This is a genomic window from Streptomyces sp. URMC 127, assembly GCF_051386535.1.
In the GTDB taxonomy this organism is placed as follows: Bacteria; Actinomycetota; Actinomycetes; order Streptomycetales; family Streptomycetaceae; genus Streptomyces.
Map to the genome: position 1 here is coordinate 1 of NZ_JBPQTW010000042.1, position 16,202 is coordinate 16,202.

A 16,202-nucleotide genomic window follows, 5' to 3' on the forward strand; every position below is an offset into this window, starting at 1 on the left:
CGGCCCGCGCTCGATGGCGTTCTCGAACGCCACGATCACGGTGATGGCCCGCAGCGGCATCCCGCAGGACCGGATCACCGGCGCGCTGGCCGCCCTCTTCCAGTTCGTCTACGGCTTCTGCACGATCGACGCCCTGTTCAAGGAGCGCTGCCGGGCCGCGGGCGTCTCCGAGGACGAGTACCTCCGGGACGTGATGAGCGTCGTCAACGACAGCCCGGAGTGGACGGCGACCTACCGGGAGGCCGCCGAGGTCACCGAGAGGTGGGGCAAGCAGGGGAGCGTCACGGAGATGCGGCAACGCGACTTCGAGTACGCCCTCGACACGGTGATCGCCGGCATCGAGGTCATGCGGGACCGTTCACACGAAGGCTGAGGCACAACGAAGCCCCGGCGGTGGCGCGCAGGCCGTCCCCTGCCTCTGCGCGCGCCACCACCGGGGCCCGTCGCCGGGACCTTCATGCCGTTCCGGTCCCGGTTCCGCCTGACCGGGGGGCGCGTCTCCGCTCGATTCCGCGCCCCCGGCCGGCGGGGTCTTGTCAGCCGCCCTGCTTGACGGCTTCCTTGTCTCCGGAGTTTTCGGAGTTCTCGGAGGCCGTCGCGGCCGCTCCGGACCGTCCCTGCAGCGCGACCTCCTTGATGAACAGCGTCAGGACGAAGGCCAGCAGCGCGCACGGCGCGGCGTAGAGGAACACGTCGCCCACACCGTGCCCGTAGGCGCTCTCGACGACCGTCCGCAGCGGCGCGGGCATCGCGTCGAGCTTGGGGATGCCGCCGCCGGAGCCGCCGCCCTTGGCCGCGGCCGCCGCGGCCTGCGGGCCGAGCGCGGCGATGCCGTCCTTGACGTAGTCCGTCACCCGGTGCCCGAGCACCGCGCCGAGCGCCGAGACGCCCACCGCACCGCCGAGGGAGCGGAAGAAGGTGACGACGGAGCTCGCGGCGCCGAGGTCCTTGGGCGCGACCTGGTTCTGCGTGCAGAGCACCAGGTTCTGCATCATCATGCCCATGCCGAGGCCGACCAGCGCCATGTAGACCGCCAGGTGCCAGTACGGGGTGTCGTACCGCATCGTGCCGAGCAGGCCGAGGCCCGCCGTGAGCAGCACGCCGCCGCTGACCAGCCAGGCCTTCCAGCGGCCGGTCTTGGTGATGATCTGGCCGGAGATCGTCGACGACAGGAACAGGCCGCCGATCATCGGGATGGTCATCACGCCGGACATCGTCGGCGACTTGCCGCGCGCCAGCTGGAAGTACTGCGAGAAGAAGACGGTGCCGCTGAACATCGCGACGCCGACGAAGAGGCTCGCCGCCGACGACAGGGTGATCGTCTTGTTGCGGAACAGCCGCAGCGGAATGATCGGCTCGGAGGCCTTGGACTCGACCAGGACGAAGAGCGCGCCGAGCACGATCGACCCGCCGACCATGGCGTAGGTCTGCCAGGAGATCCAGTCGTAGTCCTTGCCCGCGAGCGTCACCCACACCAGCAGCAGCGTGACCGAGGCGCTGATGAAGAAGGCGCCCAGCCAGTCGACCTTCACGTCCCGCTTCACCACGGGCAGCTTCAGCGTCTTCTGCAGCACGATCAGCGCGATCACCGCGAACGGCACGCCCACGTAGAAGCACCAGCGCCAGCCGAGCCAGTCGGTGTCGGTGATGACGCCGCCGAGCAGCGGGCCGCCGACCGTCGCGACGGCGAAGGTCGCGCCCAGGTAGCCGCTGTAACGGCCGCGCTCGCGCGGGGAGATCATCGCGGCCATGATGATCTGCGCCAGGGCGGACAGGCCGCCGACGCCGATGCCCTGGATGGCGCGGCAGGCGATGAGCGTGCCGGTGTTCTGCGAGAGGCCGGCCACGACCGAGCCCGCGACGTAGACGATCAGGGCTATCTGGACCAGCAGCTTCTTGCTGAACAGGTCGGAGAGCTTGCCCCACAGAGGGGTGGACGCGGTCATCGCCAGCAGCGAGGCCGTGACGACCCAGGTGTAGGAGGACTGGCTGCCGTGCAGGTCGGAGATGATCTCCGGCAGCGCGTTCGAGACGATCGTCGAGGACAGGATGGCGACGAACATGCCGAGCAGCAGCCCGGACAGCGCCTCCATGATCTGCCGGTGAGTCATGGGGGCGCCGCCGTCCTGACCGCCGTGCTTGGCGTGGCCGCCCCCCACACCGGCCGGTGTGGTCGTAGCCATTGAGTTCCTTTGCAGTGCGAGTGTGGCGTGTGGTGTACGCCTACGGGTGTGGGTGGTGTGTCTGCGTGCGGGTGGTGCGTGTCTGCGTGCGCGTGGTCCCCGCCCGGGCGGGCCCGTACGCGGTCATGTACGCGGTCACGTCCGCGCTCACGTACGCGTCCGGCAGCCGTCGAAGCTGTTGCGGAACCGGCCGAGCAGCTCGATCAGCGTTCCGACGTCCTCCGGCGACCAGTCCCGCAGGCAGGTCGCGAGCGCCTGGGTGTAGCGCCCGGAGACCTGCCGGAGCAGGGCTTCGCCGGCGGGGCTGATGCGCAGCAGCCGGGACCGCCGGTCGGCGGGGTCGGGGTGCCGTTCGAGCCAGCCCCGGGACTCCGCGTAGGCGACGTGCCGGCTGGTCACCGACATGTCGATCAGCAGCAGTTCGGCCAGCTTGCCCATGCGCATCTCGCCGTACTGCCGCAGCATCGTCAGCACGACGGCCGCGGCCGGCGAGCAGTCCGCCGGGAGGACTCGGGCGAGGTCGCGCCGGACGGCGGCGACGGCGCTGAGCTGCCGGGCGAGCTCTTCGTACTGCTCCTGCTCGGCCGCCATGGCGCCACCCTCCCCACTTCAGTTGCTTAGGGCAACGATGGAACCAGAATTTGGTTGCTGCAGGCAAGCGAAAAGGGGTTTCCGAGGGTAAAGGTAGGGCCAAGGATCCACAGGTCCCCGTAAAACCGCAGGTAGGGCGCGAAGTGGACGGAGTGCCTCGGCGAGGCGGGGTGCCGCGCGCCACCCCTCCCTCCTTCGCTAGGGTCCTGGCCTATGGCCAACCCCCATCAGCAGAACCCCGAGAGCTACGACCCCGCGGGCAGCACGCAGATGTTCCGCGCCTTCGTCGACGAGGGCGCCCCGGGCAGGCGCGCCGCGGCGCCCGCCCCCGCCCGGTCCTCCGGCCCGAGTGCCGGTGTGATCGCCGGAGTGGTCGCGGCGGTCGTCATCGTCGCGGCCGTGGTGTGGCTCGCCCTCGGCTGAGCCGGCACGGCCGCAGCTGCCGCCGCGGCCGCTAGCCCCACTCCACCTTCACGTCGCGCGTCTCGACGTGCATGCCCCACGGCACGCGCCAGGCCTCGACGCACACGGTCCACGTCGCCTCGACCGCCGCGCCCGCCTCGACGGGCACCGGGAGCGGCTGCTCCGAGGTGATCGTCGCCCAGTCGATGCCCAGCAGGTCGATCACGTGCGTGCCGAAGGTGACGGTGCCCGTGGTGACGGGGCCGCCTCCGGAGTTCGTGAGCGGCACCGTGACCTTCTCGCACCAGCGCCGGCCTTCGTCGTCCGCCGACCGGCGCGGCGTGCCGGTGTCGAGCCGGGCCGGAGAGGGCGGCCTGCTGCCGTCGCTGGGCGGTCGTGGCGGCTGTGGCGGTTGTCCGGGGGCCGGCGGAGTCGTGACGGGAGTCGAGGGACGTACGGGGCGCGCGGGGCTGGCGGGGTCAGGGCGCGGGGCGAGTGAAGGAGTTTGTGTACTCGTGCGCGGAGCCGGAGCCGCGCCGCGTCCGGAGGAGCCGGTGTCTGCCCGGGGCTGCGATGCCGCGGGAGAGCTCTGCGGAGAAGACGCTGCGGCCGGGGGCCGTGAGCGGCCCGGGCCGGGCGAGCCCGGAGTGCGGCCGGATGGTGCCGCGGGCAAGGAGTGCATCTCGACGCCCTGATCGGGCGGAACGGCTCCGCCCACCGGGTGGGAGGACGAGCCGGGGCCTGCCGCCTCGGAGGCGACGTAGGCGTCGCGGTCGGTGCCGCCGCAACCTGCGAGAACGGCTCCCAGGGCGAGTGCGGCCGCCGCGGCTGAGGCGGATGCGGAGACGATCGTCTTCCGTCGCATCGGCCCAGTGTGGCTGACGGTCTGTCAGTAGTACAGGCTTCGGGTGGTGCGGGCCGGCGATCCCCCGTGCGGCTCGCCGTGGTGGTGTTCCCCCGTGAAGGCTTCCGTGAAGGCCCCTGTGAAGGCTCCCGTGAAGGCCCCCGTGACGTGCGGCCTAGTCCGCGATGAGACCCTCGCGGAGCTGCGACAGCGTCCTGGTCAGGAGCCGGGAGACGTGCATCTGCGAGATCCCGACCTCCTCGCCGATCTGCGACTGGGTCATATTGGCGAAGAACCGCAGCATGATGATCTGCCGTTCTCGCGGGGGCAGTTTGGCCAGCAGGGGTTTGAGTGACTCGCGGTACTCGACGCCCTCCAGCGCGCTGTCCTCGTAGCCGAGCCGGTCCGCCAGGGAGCCCTCGCCGCCGTCGTCCTCGGGGGAGGGCGAGTCGAGCGAGCTGGCGGTGTAGGCGTTGCCCACGGCCAGGCCGTCGACGACATCGTCCTCGGAGACGCCCAGGCAGAGGGCCAGTTCGGGGACGGTCGGCGAGCGGTCGAGCTTCTGTGCGAGCTCATCGCTGGCCTTGGTGAGGGCGAGGCGCAGCTCCTGCAGCCGGCGCGGCACGCGCACCGACCAACTCGTGTCCCGGAAGAACCGCTTGATCTCGCCCACGACCGTCGGCATGGCGAAGGTGGGGAACTCCACCCCGCGCTCGCAGTCGAACCGGTCGATCGCCTTGATCAGGCCGATCGTGCCGACCTGGACGATGTCCTCCATGGGCTCGTTGCGGCTGCGGAAGCGGGCGGCCGCGTAGCGCACGAGGGGGAGGTTGAGCTCGATCAGGGTGTCGCGGACGTAGGCGCGCTCGGCGCTGTCCCGGTCGAGTGCGGCCAGTCGCATGAACAGTGAACGGGAGAGGGTGCGGGTGTCGATGGATTCGCAGTCGTCGAGCACGGCGTGCGGTGCGTCGGTGGCGAGCACCTTCGCGCTGCCCAGGTCTACGGACATGCCACCCCCTTGAGGTCGCGGACGGGTCACAGCGGGCCCCTGCGGTGAGGGGTTGGCCCCCACCTGAATACCGGAGGCCGCGCTGTGGCAAACGCAGTTCCTGCAGAATGTCACATGTCGGCAACGCGCTGTAGCGTCAAGTCGACATATCTGCCGCCTCGTATGGGGAGGGGGTCACCCGTGAGGGTTATGCCTCGATTCGATTTGCGGATCTCAGCCGGGCGAAGCTGCGGGAGAGCAGCCGGGACACGTGCATCTGGGAGACGCCCAGCTCGGCACTGATCTGCGACTGCGTCAGATTGCTGTAATAGCGGAGCAGCAGAATGCGCTGCTCGCGCTCCGGCAGTTGTACGAGCAGGTGGCGCACGAGGTCCCGGTGCTCGACCCCGGCGAGGGCGGGGTCCTCGTAGCCGAGCCGGTCCAGCAGGCCGGGCAGCCCGTCGCCCTCCTGCGCGGCCTCCAGCGAGGTGGCGTGGTAGGAGCGCCCGGCCTCGATGCAGGCCAGCACCTCGTCCTCGGGGATCCGCAGCCGCTCGGCGATCTCGGCGGTGGTGGGCGTACGGCCGTGCAGCACGGTCAGGTCCTCGCTGGCGCCGTTGACCTGCACCCACAGCTCGTGCAGCCGGCGCGGCACGTGCACGGTGCGGACGTTGTCGCGGAAGTACCGCTTGATCTCGCCGACCACGGTCGGCATCGCGAAGGTCGGGAACTGCACGCCGCGGTCCGGGTCGAACCGGTCGATGGCGTTGATCAGGCCGATCGTGCCGACCTGGACCACGTCCTCCATGGGCTCGTTGCGGCTGCGGAAGCGGGCGGCGGCGTAGCGGACGAGGGGGAGGTTGGCCTCGATGAGCGCGGCCCGCACGCGGGTGTGCTCGGGCGTGCCGGGCTCCAGGGCGACGAACTCCTTGAAGAGCACCTGGGTGAGCGCCCTGGCGTCCGCTCCCCGGCTCCTGGGGTGGTCGGCGCCGGCAGCTTCGGCGGCTTCGGTTGCGGGGTCGGCGGAGTCGGCGGAGCCGGCCGTGCCGGGGGTGCCGGCGGCGTCGGCGAGGGGGTCCCGGGAGCCGGGACCGGGACCGGGACCGGGACCTGGGCCGGTGTCCGGCTCGGCGGACCGGTCCGCGGCGTTCGTGCGTGCGGGCCCGGCGTCCGGGCCGAGGGGCTGAGCAGGGGCTTCGTGGAGGGGGGCTTCGGGGACGGTTCGGGCCGACACGGTTCTGCCACCCTTCATGGTCAACTCATCCGGCAAAAGCGGTCATAGCATCACAAGACATGTGCACTGTGTGCAAGAACCCCATAACATCGTGTTGACCATAAAAACGGCCCCTCGCCGAGGTGGCGAGGGGCCGTGCGCTGCGGGCGCTCAGAAGGGGTAGTCGGCGATCACCCAAGTGGCGAATTCGCGCCACTGCGCGACGCCCGCCTGGTGGGCCGGGTGGTCCAGATAGCGCTGGAGCGCCTCCGCGTCGTCGACGGCCGAGTTGATGGCGAAGTCGTAGGCGATCGGCCGGTCGGAGACGTTCCAGCCGCACTCCCAGAAGCGGAGCTCCGGGATCTGCTTGCCCAGCTCCTCGAACGCCTGTACCCCGGCGACGACGCGCGGGTCGTCGCGCCGGACGCCCTCGTTGAGCTTGAACAGGACGAGATGACGAATCACGGCACTGCCTCCACGCCGGGCCGGTCCGGGCCGCTCCGGTTCCGCTTCGGGCTCCGCTTCCGCGCCGCCCGCCCCGTCGCGCCCGTCAGCTGATCAGTTGGGTCATAAACTCGCCGACGCTCTTGGCGGCGTCCGAGATGCCCTCGAACCCTATCTGGACGAGCTCCGCGGACCGCTTGGGGGAGTGGATGATCGTGTACGCCACGAAGATGCCGAGCGCCCAGAACGTGATCTTCTTCGCCTTCTCCACGGCGCACTCCCTCCCCGGTGATCCCCGTGATCCCCTTGCTCCGGTGGCGGAGTCTAACCGTACGTTTGCCCGAATGCCGGGAACGCGTCCGCTCCCTTCACGCGACCTTTAAGGACCAAAGGCCCGCCAAGCCGGGCCCTTCGGCGTACGGGGCGGGGCGCGGCGGGGCGGAGGATAGGGGGTGCCCGTACCGGATCTGGCAGGAATCCGCCGGGCAGGGACATGGCCTCACTGCGGGGTCCGGGCCGCGACTTCCCCCCGACTGCGGCCCGTACTTGGAGGCCGTGGCCCCGCCGGGGGAAGCGGCTTGTCCCCCCGATGCCGCTTCCCCCGACCTGCGTTTCCCCGACCTGCGTTTCCCCGACCTGCGTTTCCCCGACCTGCGTTTCGCCTGGCCGGCGGGTGGAGAGGTACGGACCTGCCCCCCACGCTCGTGGCACGGCCGGCGGTCCGGTCCCCCGCTCGTGGCACGGCCACCGGCCTCACCGCGGCCCCCTGGAGACCCACCGAAGGCACCCGCGCGTTACGCGCCCGCGTGCGCCCCGTGCGGCGCGCCTGTCCGCGCGATGACAGCTTTGCGTCGAAGGTGAGATCGGCCTACTGCGGGGGCACCAGAAAGGTATCCGGCAACCGGCGGATGCGCGGTGCCGGAAGTGCGGGGCCGAGGGAGGTCGGTGAGGGGCGACATGGGCGCGGACGAGCCCGCCTTCGCCATGCGGGAGCGCGTGGCGTGCGGCGCGATCATCATTGAACTGCACGGTGAGCTGGACATCTTGGCGGAGCAGATGCTCGGTCCGCGCATGGATGCGCTGACCGAGCGGGGCCGCGCCGATATCGTGATCGACCTTCGCCGGGTGACCTTCATGGATGCGAGCGGGCTTCGCCTGCTGATCAGAGCCCGGCACCGGATGCTCTGCCGGGGCGGGCGGCTGCGGGTGGTGCGGGGAGTTCCGCGCGTGTCGCGGCTGATGCGGGTGGCAGGGGTGGAGACGGCCTTCGACGTCGTGGACGCCTTCCCGCCTGCCGCGGACCGCCCGCCGGCGCCGGCCGTCCCGTCCGTACAGCTCGTACAGACGGAGTTCGGGCAGCCGGAGTTCGCGCAGGCGGAGTTCGCACCCGCGGAGGAGGCCGGTCCGCGGGACGGCAGCGTCGCCTGACGAGGGTGCGGGCGGGACTAGTGCCCGCCCCTGCGGCCGGCCCTGCGGCCTGCCCTGTTAACCCCTGTCACCCTTCGCCGGCCGTGCGACGTAGCCGTTCACGAGTTCCGCCGCTTCCCCCGCGTCGTCGACCGTGACGACGAAGAACTTCCCCGACGTCAGCTCCAGCCACAGGGCGTCCCCGGCGCGCAGCGAGACCGCGGTCTGCCCCGGCATCCAGCGGTACCCCCAGCCGCCGAGCTCCATCGGCCGGGACAGCCGCGCCGACGCCTCCCGTATGCGGGCGTGCGGTATCCGGCGCCGGACGAGGGGGAGCGCGACGGCGTGCACGGTCACGTCCCGGTCCGTCACGGCGACCCGCACCGCACCGGTGATCACCAGGGCCGCCGAGGCCAGCAGCAGCCACAGGAACAGCACGAGCTGACCGGTCGCCAGCCCCGCCACGACGAACCCCACGGCGGAGACCGCCCCCAGGGCGACCATCCAACCCGCCACGACCGTACGGCTCCAGACCGTCACGCCACCCACCCCCAGATCCTTCCGGACCCGGATCCTTACCGGATCACCTTGTTCGTATGACGCTAGAACAATCGATCGGTGGGGGCAAGGGCAGACGATCAAGGAACCCGCTGCAGCACCGTGTACCCCAGCCGTACGTCCGGGTTGTCGGTCAGGACCGCCCCGTGGAGCTCGGTCCAGGAGTGGAAGGCGTTCGCCGGCGCGGACAGGGCGCGGCCCCGGGCCACCGTCATCCGCGCGGGCAGCCCGAGCGCGCACAGATAGGCGGTCAGCGCCAACGACCGCGGCAGGCAGAGCCCGTTGGGCAGCATCGCGCGCAGCACCAGCTGGGAGGCGAGGATCTCCCGGCGGGCCAGCCGGACCGCGGTCGCGGGCGGCAGCCCGGCGAACGCCGCCGAGCCCCGTACGGGCCGGATCCGGCACAGGTACGGGTACGCCCCGCCCCAGCCGCGCCGCCGGAAGAGCCACAGCGCCCGCGCCGTGCGCAGCAGGGCGGCGGCCCGCAGCCGGCGCGGGACGGCGGGGGCGGGCGTGCCCCCGCGGGGATCGTCGAGGAAGAACTCCCAGTCCGTGTGCGCGTTCACCGGCCCTCCTTTCTGACTCTGACTCTGACCCTGCGGCCCCACCGGCGTGGTGCGGGTGCGGTGCGGCCGCGCTCCTCCGGCAGCGCGTCGTCCTCCGGCAGCGCGTCGTCCTCCAGCAGCGCGTGCTCGCCCAGCCGGGCGGTCAGGCCGGCCAGCCCGGCGGCCAGCGTCTCCTCGTCCGCGTCGAAGTCCTCGCTCAGGCGGGCGACGGCCGCCGCCACGGAGTCGCACGCCAGGGCGGCGCGCAGCATGCGGGTGGCGGTGGCGTTGAGGGCCAGGTAGACGCCGCGGCGGGTGTCGAGGATGACGCCGGCGCCGTCCGTGTCGTCGAAGACGGCGTGCCCGGCCAGTCCGATCAGCGGCATGCGGTCCGTCCCCTCGGGCCGGGCGGCGGCGTCCGCCGCGCGTCGCTGCGCAGGAACAGCTCGGTCATGGCGGCGCTGATCAGGCTCTCCGCGTTGAGGCGCAGCCGCGCCGGCTCGGCCAGGACGTGCGCGAGCCGCCGGGGGTCGACGATGCCCAGGCGGACGAGGTGGGCGTCGGACCGGCCGAGCAGGCGCGCGAAGACGTGCGGGTGGCGGAGCACGTAATCCTTGTGCGGGGAGCCGAGCCACAGCCGGCCGTGGCGGCGCCACACGGTGTCGGGGAACCGCTCGGAGAGCATCAGCCTGAGCACCGGTTTGGTGATCAGCCGGCCCTGGTGCGGCAGGAGGCGGTAGGCGTGCGGCAGGCGGGCGGCGAGGCTCCGCAGGCCCTTGCTGCCGAGGGGGTTGCACAGCTGGATGCCGCGGGGCCGCCAGACGGTGAGGTTCGCGCAGTGCTCCTGCGGCGCGTGGCCGGCGTCGAAGGTGTCGGCCGGTGCGCCGGGGAGGGGAGTGAGGAAGTCGGCGGGCCGGGCGGCGCCGCCGGCCGGGACGAGGTCGTCGAGCAGGGACGTGCGGGGCGAGGCGCTGCGCAGGATGCGGGGGAGCTCCCAGCGCGAGGTCAGCAGGCCCCGGAAGAGCGTCGCCTTCTCCCGCGCGGGCAGGTCGCCGGTGAGGACGTCGTGCAGGCCGTAGCGCGCGGGGCCGAAGATCCGGTCGCCCTCGCGGCCCCAGGCCAGGAAGGTGACGCCGTCCTGGGCGACGCGCTCGGCCATCTGCTCCAGCCACCGGTAGGCCAGGTGGTTGTAGGGGTGGGGGAACTCCCACCGCTCGTCCAGGTATCCGGCGCCGTGGTCCGTGGGGACGGGGACGAACGGCACGCCCAGGTGGTCGCAGACGGCCCGGGCGTACGCCGATTCGTCGGCCAGCGGGTCGCGCGTGGCGTAGTGGTAGGCCACCGCGTCCGCGCCGCACTCGACGAGGGCCGCGAGCACGGCCGCGGAGTCCAGGCCGCCGCTGAGCAGGACGCCGGTCCGGCCGCGGCCCGCGTACGGGCGCGCCGCCTCCACGACGAGCTCCCAGGCGGCCTCCGCGAACTCCGTCATCGTCGTCCGCGGGGGCAGGTCCAGCGGGGTCACCAGGTCGTACGCGGCCGTGGTCGCGGAGCCGCGCTCGACGGTGACGACCGTGCCGGGCGGCACGCGCGCGACGGCGGGATAGACGAAGACCATGTCGCCGCGGCAGGCGCGCCACACCTCCTCGGTGCCGAACTCGCCGGGGCCGTCCAGCAGGTCGGTGGGGTCGGTGGAGAAGCGCAGCAGGTCCCTGGAGCGGCGGTAGTGCAGGGCCTCCTCGCTGGTGGCGCTGCGGAAGAGGACCACCCGGTGGTCGGCGACGAGGGCGCCGGCCAGCGCGCCGGGCATGCGGGCCAGTTCGGCGTGCCGGCCCTCCTTGAGGACGTGGGTGAGGCGGTGCACCCACGCGGGCGTCACCGGTCCCCTGACGACACCGGTCAGCAGCAGCCTCTCCCGCTGGGAGGGGTACGGGACCCGGGGCGTGCCCGGGGCCGCCCACTGGACGAGGTGGCAGCCGCCGTCCGACCAGGCGGGGCGCCGGCCGAAGGGCGCGCTCACGTACGAGATGCGGCGCACCGGGCCGCCGAACGGGACGCGCCCGTAGCAGCCCAGGTAGCCGCCGGCGGGCGGACCTCCGGCGGGGCGGCCTCCGCCGGGAACGGGCACGGTCTCCATGGCTTCCCTTCCGGCATCGCTCGCGCGGGGACGGGACGTGCGGACGGTCCGGCGCCGCCCCGGCGCGGGCCGGGGCGGCGGGGTGCGCGGGTCAGAGGAGCGCGCGGCTGTTCGGCGAGTCGAGGATGAGGGGGCCGTTGTGGGCAGTGAGCCGTTCGACGGTGCCGAGCTCTTCGATCTGCGGTTCCACGTAAGGGCGTTTGGCGGTGGTGCGGGAGCGCTGGACGGTCGCGGAGGTGTCGGGCGCAGGCCTGATCGGGTCGTGCGTGCTCTCCATCGCGGTCCTCCTGTTCCGCCGGCACGGCTGGGCACTGCAGGGCACTGTGTCCCGCCCACTCCACGGTCGTGCACTTCCTCCGCTCCCGCACAGAGGGGGACGACGCGCTGGAGCAGCGCCCCGGAGCGGGGGGCGGGGCACGCGGCGCACGGACGCTCACCTACCGGTGCGCGCGCCCGGACGGGCCTCACGCGGTGTCACGCGGCGGCGGCCCGGCGGCCCGTGCGGTCAGGCGGACGCGATGAACTCGCGCACCATTGCCGCGTACGCGTCCGGGTGCGACACCTGCGGGATGTGCCCCGCGCCGGCCAGCGCCCGAAGCTCCGCCCGCGGCAGGCTCCGGGAGAGCTCGATCGTCACCGGCGGGAGCCAGGCCGGGCTCTCCGTCCCGTAGGTCAGCAGCGTCCGCCCGGTGAAGCCGGACAGCCGGGTGAGGTCGAGGCTCGCCCAGCCGGGGTCGCGCTGCTCGTCCGCGAAGGCGCGGCCGTTGGCCACGAGGGCCGTGCGCACCCGGGCGGGCAGGGCCGCCCAGGAGCCCGGCCCGAGGGCCACGTCCTCCAGGAAGCGGCGAACTCCCTCACTCTCCTCCCCGGCGAGGATGAGCGACACCGCCGCGTCGATGCCCTCCTGCGCGGCGCGCACCAGGACGTGCACCGGGTCGTCGCCGCGGATCACGCCCAGCAGCGGGGGCTCGTGGGCGATGAGGCTGCGGAACAGCCCGGGGCGGCGGAGGGCCAGGCCCAGTGCCGTCGACGCGCCGAAGGAGTTGCCCGCGACGTGCGCCGGCGCGAGGCCCAGCGTCTCCATCAGGGCGGCGAGGTCGTCCTCGTGGTCCCTGCGGGCGCCGTTGCCGGAGGCGGGCGTGCTGCCGCTGTGGCCGCGCCGGTCGTAGACGAGGACCCGGAAGGACGTGGCGAGGGCCGGGACGACCGCCTGCCAGGTGTAGTGGTCGGCCAGGCTGCCGTGCACCAGCACGAGCGGCTCGCCCTCGCCCGCCACCTCGTGGAAGAGCTCCGTGCCGCGTACCCGGACTCGCGCCATGCCGGGCCCCCTCACTCGGAGCTCACTCGGAGCTCGCTCGGAGCTCACTCGGAGCTCGCTCGGAGCTCGCTCGGAGCTCGCTCGGAGGTCCATGACAGCCGCGGGCCGCCGCGCCCGCAAGGCCCCCGGCGCCGGGTTCACCCGTTCGCACACGGGTCCGCGCCCGCCTGCCGGGGATCATCGAGGCATGGACATCACCCTGCACCTCGCACAGCAGCCCGAGGCCGACGCCCTGCTCGGCCGCAGCCCGCTCGCCGCGCTGGTCGGGATGCTGCTGGACCAGCAGATCCCCATGGAGTGGGCGTTCTCGGGCCCGTACGCCATCGCGCGGCGGATGGGCCGCGACGACCTCGACGCGTACGAGATCGCCGCCTACGACCCCGACGCCTTCGCCGGGCTGCTGTCGCAGAAGCCGGCGGTGCACCGCTACCCCGGCTCGATGGCCAGGCGCGTCCAGCAGCTCTGCCAGTACCTGGTGGAGCACTACGGCGGCGAGGCGAGCGCCGTGTGGGAGGGCGTCCCGACCGGGGCGGAGCTGCTCGCGCGGCTCAAGGAGCTGCCCGGCTTCGGCGAGCAGAAGGCCCGGATCTTCCTCGCGCTGCTGGGCAAGCAGCTCGGGGTCGCGCCGGAGGGCTGGCGCGAGGCGGCGGGGGCGTACGGCGAGGAGGGCTCCTTCCGGTCGGTCGCGGACATCACCGGACCCGAGTCGCTGGCGAAGGTGCGGGCGCACAAGCAGGAGATGAAGGCCGCCGCCAAGAAGGCGGCGGCGCAGAAGACCACCATCCGCCCGGCGAAGAAGAAGCCCTGACCCGGGCTTCCGCCGCGGGCTTCCGCCGCGCCGGCGGCACGGCCCGCCGGCTCCGTCAGCGGACCAGGCGGGAGACCGCGCGCAGGCCGGGCGCGCGCTCGCGCAGCCGGGCGAGGAGATCGGCGGCGGCGTCGTCGAGCGCGCCGAGCGGCATCGGGTCGAGCCGTTCCAGCAGGAACAGGGCGCTCGCCGACTTCTCGGTGATGCGGGTGCGCACGCACTGGCGGTGGTTCCAGCGGCGGCAGGTGACGCCCAGGTCGTCGCGCCAGACCACCTCGCCGGGCTCGGGGTGCTCGGTCGCGGGCGCGCCCCCGGCCACCGTGTCGAACACCTCGTCGCCCGTGGCGCGCACGAGGCGCGGCGCGCCCGCGTAGGCGGCCAGGTCCTCGCCGCCGACCGGGAGGCGGTGCGCGACGGACACGGCGTTGTAGACGTCGACCAGGAGGTTGACCTCGGGCAGGCCCGCCGGTGCGCGGCGGATCAGGGCCTCGGCGCTGTTGCGGGTGCGGCCGGGCTTGGCGCCGAACGCCTTGTACGCCTCCCGCCAGGCCGCGACGTGCGGGTCGGCGGTGACGTCGAGGCCCTCGGTGGTCGCGGCGGCCTCCGCGAGCAGGCCGCGCGACCAGTCGTCGCTGGGCCCGGCGGGCAGCCCGTCCGCCGCGATCACCAGCACGGCGAAGCCGGGCCGCAGCGCGCGGACGGCCTCGTCCACGCGCACGCTCGCGGCCACCGCTTCGAGATCGGGTTCCCGGTCCGGGCCCATGTCGTCCTCCTGCAGTCGGTTGAGTGGTCTGGACGGTAGCATCAAACGACCGGCAGGGCGGAGGCGCGAAGATGAACGGCATGAGCGGCGAGCAGCGCAGCGGCATGAGCGGGACAGACACAGCGGCGGAATCCGGCGACGACCGGGCCGTCATGGAAGCCGTCGCCGCCCGCGTGCGGGCCCTGCGCAAGGAGCGCGGCTGGAGCCTCGACGCCCTCGCCGCCCGCGCCCGGGTCAGCAAGGGCGTGCTCGTCTCCCTGGAGAACGCCCGCTCGAACCCGAACCTCGCCACGCTCGTCCGCCTCTGCGACGCCTTCGGCGTCCCTCTGACCACCCTGCTCCAGCAGCCCGCCGCGCCGCTCCTGCAGCCCGCCCCGCCCGCGGACCAGGCCGTCCTGTGGAGCGGCCCCGGCGGCGGCCGCGGCCTGCTCGTCACCGGCGCCGCCCCGCCCGTGGGCGCCGAGCTGTGGCACTGGAAGCTCGCCCCCGGCGAGGAGCACCGCAGCGAGGCGCACGTCAGCGGCACGGTGGAGCTCCTGCACGTCCTGCGCGGCACCCTCACCGTCACGGCCGGCGGGCAGGAGGTCGTCCTTCCGCAGGGGTACGGGCTCCGCATGGCGGGCGACCACCCCCACTCCTACGCGAACCGCACGGAGGCGGAGACCGAGTACGCGGGGGTCGTCCTCGTACCGCCGCACGGCTGACGTCCCCAGCCTGTGGACGACGGATCCCGTGCACGATGCACGCACCGTTTCCGGGGCGCGGAGCGCCCCCGCTGCTCCTGGTATGCGGCCGATTGTCGCCTTCGCGCTGCCGTGCCGTGGCTGCGCCGGGAGCCTGTCGCCCGGTAGGCTTTCCGTGTGATCTTCAAGCGCATCGGAAACGGGCGGCCGTACCCCGACCACGGCCGGGAGAGCACCCGGCAGTGGGCGGACGTCGCCCCGCGCCCGGTGCGGCTCGACCAGCTGGTGACCACCAAGCAGCAGCTCGACCTGGAAACGCTGCTGGCCGAGGACTCGACCTTCTACGGCGACCTCTTCGCCCACGTCGTCAAGTGGCAGGGCGACCTCTACCTGGAGGACGGCCTGCACCGCGCCGTGCGGGCGGCGCTCCAGCAGCGCCAGGTGCTGCACGCGCGCGTGCTCGAACTGGGCTGACCGGAGGCACATTCCGGCCGTTGTTCGGCCTTTCGGGTTGGCCCCCGCGAACCCATTGATCATTTAGTAGGCAGCGGCCCCGCCCCGCACTACGCTGCGCCCATGAGCATGCTCACCCCTCCCGGCATGGGCGGCAGGTACCGCATCACGGGCAAGCGATTCCCGCACATGCGCCGTCCCAGAAACCGCCGCAGGATCGTGCTCGCCGCAGTCTCCTCGTCCGCCGCGCTCGCCCTGGCCGGATGGGGGACCTTCCAGCTCGTCGACGTCTTCACCGGGGGCCCGAGCGAGACACAGGCCCACGGTGCGGGCGCGAAGGGCGGGAAAGGGGCGAAGGGCGGCGACTGCAAGGCGGCGGCGGACGAGGGCGCGGAACCGAAACCGCTGCCCCGCCCCGGCGACATCACCGTCAACGTCTTCAACGCGACTCCGCGCGGCGGACTCGCCAAGATCACCGCGGACGAGCTGCAGAGCCGCGGCTTCAGGATCGGCAAGGTGGGGAACGCCCCCGCGCTCTACGACAAGAAGGTCGAGAAGGTCGGCCTGCTGATCGGCGCACCGACGGCCGCGGAGGGGGCGCTGCGGGTCATCGGCACCCAGATGGCCGGGGCCGAGATCAAGAACGACCAGCGCGACACCGACGAGGACGTCGACCTGGTCATCGGCAACGACTTCAAGGAGCTCACGGCACGCAAGGACGCCGACCGGGCCCTGACCGACATGGGCGTCGAACCGGGCGAGGGGCCGGCGCCGTCGGACTCACCGTCCTCGGCGCCGCCCTCGCCCTCGAAGAAGGCGTCCCCGGCACCGAGGCCCTCGAAGTGCTGAGGAAGTGCTGAGGAAGTGC

General features: G+C 72.9%; 21 protein-coding genes. 7 read left to right on the forward strand and 14 right to left on the reverse strand.

Features of this window, described 5'->3' with window-relative positions:
- A partial coding sequence (locus ACSNOH_RS12485) for a TetR/AcrR family transcriptional regulator C-terminal domain-containing protein (protein WP_436721336.1) occupies positions 1-373 on the forward strand: 373 nt, incomplete at its 5' end.
- A gap of 163 nt (positions 374-536) precedes the next feature.
- On the opposite strand, the gene ACSNOH_RS12490 is transcribed toward ACSNOH_RS12485, so the two are convergent.
- Together ACSNOH_RS12490 and ACSNOH_RS12495 are read right to left on the reverse strand one after the other, a co-directional pair.
- Positions 537-2,183: an MDR family MFS transporter gene (locus ACSNOH_RS12490; RefSeq protein WP_436721337.1), complete on the reverse strand. Its 1,647-nt coding sequence runs from the start codon at positions 2,181-2,183 to the stop codon at positions 537-539.
- Positions 2,184-2,330: 147 nt separating this feature from the next.
- Positions 2,331-2,774: a MarR family winged helix-turn-helix transcriptional regulator gene (locus tag ACSNOH_RS12495; protein WP_436721338.1), complete on the reverse strand. Its 444-nt coding sequence runs from the start codon at positions 2,772-2,774 to the stop codon at positions 2,331-2,333.
- Positions 2,775-2,987: 213 nt separating this feature from the next.
- On the opposite strand from ACSNOH_RS12495, the gene ACSNOH_RS12500 reads away from it, so the two are divergent.
- Positions 2,988-3,197 carry a hypothetical protein gene (locus ACSNOH_RS12500; RefSeq protein ID WP_436721339.1) on the forward strand — a complete coding sequence of 70 codons (210 nt, stop codon included), beginning with the start codon at positions 2,988-2,990 and terminating at the stop codon, positions 3,195-3,197.
- Between the two features lie 31 nt (positions 3,198-3,228).
- Here the strand turns inward: ACSNOH_RS12500 and ACSNOH_RS12505 are convergent, their stop codons facing one another.
- The 5 genes from ACSNOH_RS12505 to ACSNOH_RS12525 all read right to left on the reverse strand — a co-directional run bounded on the left by ACSNOH_RS12505 (position 3,229) and on the right by ACSNOH_RS12525 (position 6,936).
- The gene (locus ACSNOH_RS12505) at positions 3,229-3,465 is read right to left on the reverse strand and encodes a hypothetical protein (protein WP_436721340.1); all 237 of its coding nucleotides are present in this window, start codon (positions 3,463-3,465) and stop codon (positions 3,229-3,231) included.
- Between the two features lie 730 nt (positions 3,466-4,195).
- Positions 4,196-5,029, reverse strand: coding sequence for an RNA polymerase sigma factor SigF (locus tag ACSNOH_RS12510; protein WP_179081853.1), 834 nt, complete (start codon positions 5,027-5,029; stop codon positions 4,196-4,198).
- Between the two features lie 187 nt (positions 5,030-5,216).
- Complete coding sequence (locus tag ACSNOH_RS12515; RefSeq protein ID WP_436721341.1) at positions 5,217-6,242, reverse strand: RNA polymerase sigma factor SigF; 1,026 nt, start codon at positions 6,240-6,242, stop codon at positions 5,217-5,219.
- A gap of 150 nt (positions 6,243-6,392) precedes the next feature.
- The gene (locus ACSNOH_RS12520) at positions 6,393-6,686 is read right to left on the reverse strand and encodes a Dabb family protein (RefSeq protein ID WP_436721342.1); all 294 of its coding nucleotides are present in this window, start codon (positions 6,684-6,686) and stop codon (positions 6,393-6,395) included.
- Between the two features lie 85 nt (positions 6,687-6,771).
- Positions 6,772-6,936: a hypothetical protein gene (locus ACSNOH_RS12525; RefSeq protein WP_436721343.1), complete on the reverse strand. Its 165-nt coding sequence runs from the start codon at positions 6,934-6,936 to the stop codon at positions 6,772-6,774.
- A 674-nt stretch (positions 6,937-7,610) separates the two neighbouring features.
- Between ACSNOH_RS12525 and ACSNOH_RS12530 the strand changes: the two genes are divergently transcribed.
- Positions 7,611-8,093, forward strand: coding sequence for an STAS domain-containing protein (locus ACSNOH_RS12530; protein ID WP_436721344.1), 483 nt, complete (start codon positions 7,611-7,613; stop codon positions 8,091-8,093).
- 57 nt (positions 8,094-8,150) lie between these two features.
- Here the strand turns inward: ACSNOH_RS12530 and ACSNOH_RS12535 are convergent, their stop codons facing one another.
- The 6 genes from ACSNOH_RS12535 to ACSNOH_RS12560 all read right to left on the reverse strand — a co-directional run bounded on the left by ACSNOH_RS12535 (position 8,151) and on the right by ACSNOH_RS12560 (position 12,627).
- On the reverse strand, positions 8,151-8,621 hold the full coding sequence (locus ACSNOH_RS12535) for a hypothetical protein (protein WP_436721345.1): 471 nt from the start codon (positions 8,619-8,621) through the stop codon (positions 8,151-8,153).
- A gap of 89 nt (positions 8,622-8,710) precedes the next feature.
- Positions 8,711-9,196, reverse strand: a complete 486-nt coding sequence (locus ACSNOH_RS12540) for a lasso peptide biosynthesis protein (RefSeq protein ID WP_436721346.1) — start codon at positions 9,194-9,196, stop codon at positions 8,711-8,713.
- Positions 9,193-9,561, reverse strand: coding sequence for a PqqD family protein (locus tag ACSNOH_RS12545; RefSeq protein WP_436721347.1), 369 nt, complete (start codon positions 9,559-9,561; stop codon positions 9,193-9,195). The genes ACSNOH_RS12540 and ACSNOH_RS12545 overlap by 4 nt, the downstream gene beginning before the upstream one ends.
- Entirely contained in the window at positions 9,552-11,309 is a 1,758-nt protein-coding gene (locus ACSNOH_RS12550; protein ID WP_436721348.1) for an asparagine synthase-related protein, read from the reverse strand. Before ACSNOH_RS12550 ends, ACSNOH_RS12545 begins: the two co-directional genes overlap by 10 nt.
- A 91-nt stretch (positions 11,310-11,400) precedes the next feature.
- Positions 11,401-11,586 carry a hypothetical protein gene (locus ACSNOH_RS12555; protein ID WP_436721349.1) on the reverse strand — a complete coding sequence of 62 codons (186 nt, stop codon included), beginning with the start codon at positions 11,584-11,586 and terminating at the stop codon, positions 11,401-11,403.
- A gap of 228 nt (positions 11,587-11,814) precedes the next feature.
- Positions 11,815-12,627 carry an alpha/beta fold hydrolase gene (locus ACSNOH_RS12560; protein WP_436721350.1) on the reverse strand — a complete coding sequence of 271 codons (813 nt, stop codon included), beginning with the start codon at positions 12,625-12,627 and terminating at the stop codon, positions 11,815-11,817.
- A 187-nt stretch (positions 12,628-12,814) separates the two neighbouring features.
- Here ACSNOH_RS12560 and ACSNOH_RS12565 point away from each other — a divergent pair, with 187 nt between their 5' ends.
- Positions 12,815-13,435 (forward strand): HhH-GPD-type base excision DNA repair protein, encoded by a 621-nt coding sequence (locus ACSNOH_RS12565; protein ID WP_436721351.1) that lies wholly within the window; start codon positions 12,815-12,817, stop codon positions 13,433-13,435.
- A gap of 55 nt (positions 13,436-13,490) precedes the next feature.
- Here the strand turns inward: ACSNOH_RS12565 and ACSNOH_RS12570 are convergent, their stop codons facing one another.
- A complete protein-coding gene (locus ACSNOH_RS12570) occupies positions 13,491-14,198 on the reverse strand; it encodes a B3/B4 domain-containing protein (protein WP_436721352.1) in 708 nt (235 codons plus the stop codon).
- An 80-nt stretch (positions 14,199-14,278) separates the two neighbouring features.
- On the opposite strand from ACSNOH_RS12570, the gene ACSNOH_RS12575 reads away from it, so the two are divergent.
- From ACSNOH_RS12575 to ACSNOH_RS12585, 3 genes are all read left to right on the forward strand, one after another.
- The gene (locus ACSNOH_RS12575) at positions 14,279-14,902 is read left to right on the forward strand and encodes a helix-turn-helix domain-containing protein (RefSeq protein WP_436721353.1); all 624 of its coding nucleotides are present in this window, start codon (positions 14,279-14,281) and stop codon (positions 14,900-14,902) included.
- Positions 14,903-15,058: 156 nt separating this feature from the next.
- Entirely contained in the window at positions 15,059-15,355 is a 297-nt protein-coding gene (locus ACSNOH_RS12580; RefSeq protein ID WP_003986294.1) for a type II toxin-antitoxin system VapB family antitoxin, read from the forward strand.
- A 102-nt stretch (positions 15,356-15,457) separates the two neighbouring features.
- The gene (locus tag ACSNOH_RS12585) at positions 15,458-16,183 is read left to right on the forward strand and encodes a LytR C-terminal domain-containing protein (RefSeq protein WP_436721354.1); all 726 of its coding nucleotides are present in this window, start codon (positions 15,458-15,460) and stop codon (positions 16,181-16,183) included.
- Positions 16,184-16,202: the final 19 nt, after the last annotated feature.

Excerpts from the sequence above, each read along its gene's own strand:
- ACSNOH_RS12490 (WP_436721337.1), bottom strand. The coding sequence starts at position 2,183 with ATGGCTACGACCACACCGGCCGGTGTGGGGGGCGGCCACGCCAAGCAC.
- ACSNOH_RS12495 (WP_436721338.1), bottom strand. The coding sequence starts at position 2,774 with ATGGCGGCCGAGCAGGAGCAGTACGAAGAGCTCGCCCGGCAGCTCAGC.
- ACSNOH_RS12500 (WP_436721339.1), top strand. The coding sequence starts at position 2,988 with ATGGCCAACCCCCATCAGCAGAACCCCGAGAGCTACGACCCCGCGGGC.
- ACSNOH_RS12510 (WP_179081853.1), bottom strand. The coding sequence starts at position 5,029 with ATGTCCGTAGACCTGGGCAGCGCGAAGGTGCTCGCCACCGACGCACCG.
- ACSNOH_RS12545 (WP_436721347.1), bottom strand. The coding sequence starts at position 9,561 with ATGCCGCTGATCGGACTGGCCGGGCACGCCGTCTTCGACGACACGGAC.
- ACSNOH_RS12550 (WP_436721348.1), bottom strand. The coding sequence starts at position 11,309 with ATGGAGACCGTGCCCGTTCCCGGCGGAGGCCGCCCCGCCGGAGGTCCG.
- ACSNOH_RS12555 (WP_436721349.1), bottom strand. The coding sequence starts at position 11,586 with ATGGAGAGCACGCACGACCCGATCAGGCCTGCGCCCGACACCTCCGCG.
- ACSNOH_RS12560 (WP_436721350.1), bottom strand. The coding sequence starts at position 12,627 with ATGGCGCGAGTCCGGGTACGCGGCACGGAGCTCTTCCACGAGGTGGCG.
- ACSNOH_RS12565 (WP_436721351.1), top strand. The coding sequence starts at position 12,815 with ATGGACATCACCCTGCACCTCGCACAGCAGCCCGAGGCCGACGCCCTG.
- ACSNOH_RS12570 (WP_436721352.1), bottom strand. The coding sequence starts at position 14,198 with ATGGGCCCGGACCGGGAACCCGATCTCGAAGCGGTGGCCGCGAGCGTG.
- ACSNOH_RS12575 (WP_436721353.1), top strand. The coding sequence starts at position 14,279 with ATGAGCGGCGAGCAGCGCAGCGGCATGAGCGGGACAGACACAGCGGCG.
- ACSNOH_RS12585 (WP_436721354.1), top strand. The coding sequence starts at position 15,458 with ATGAGCATGCTCACCCCTCCCGGCATGGGCGGCAGGTACCGCATCACG.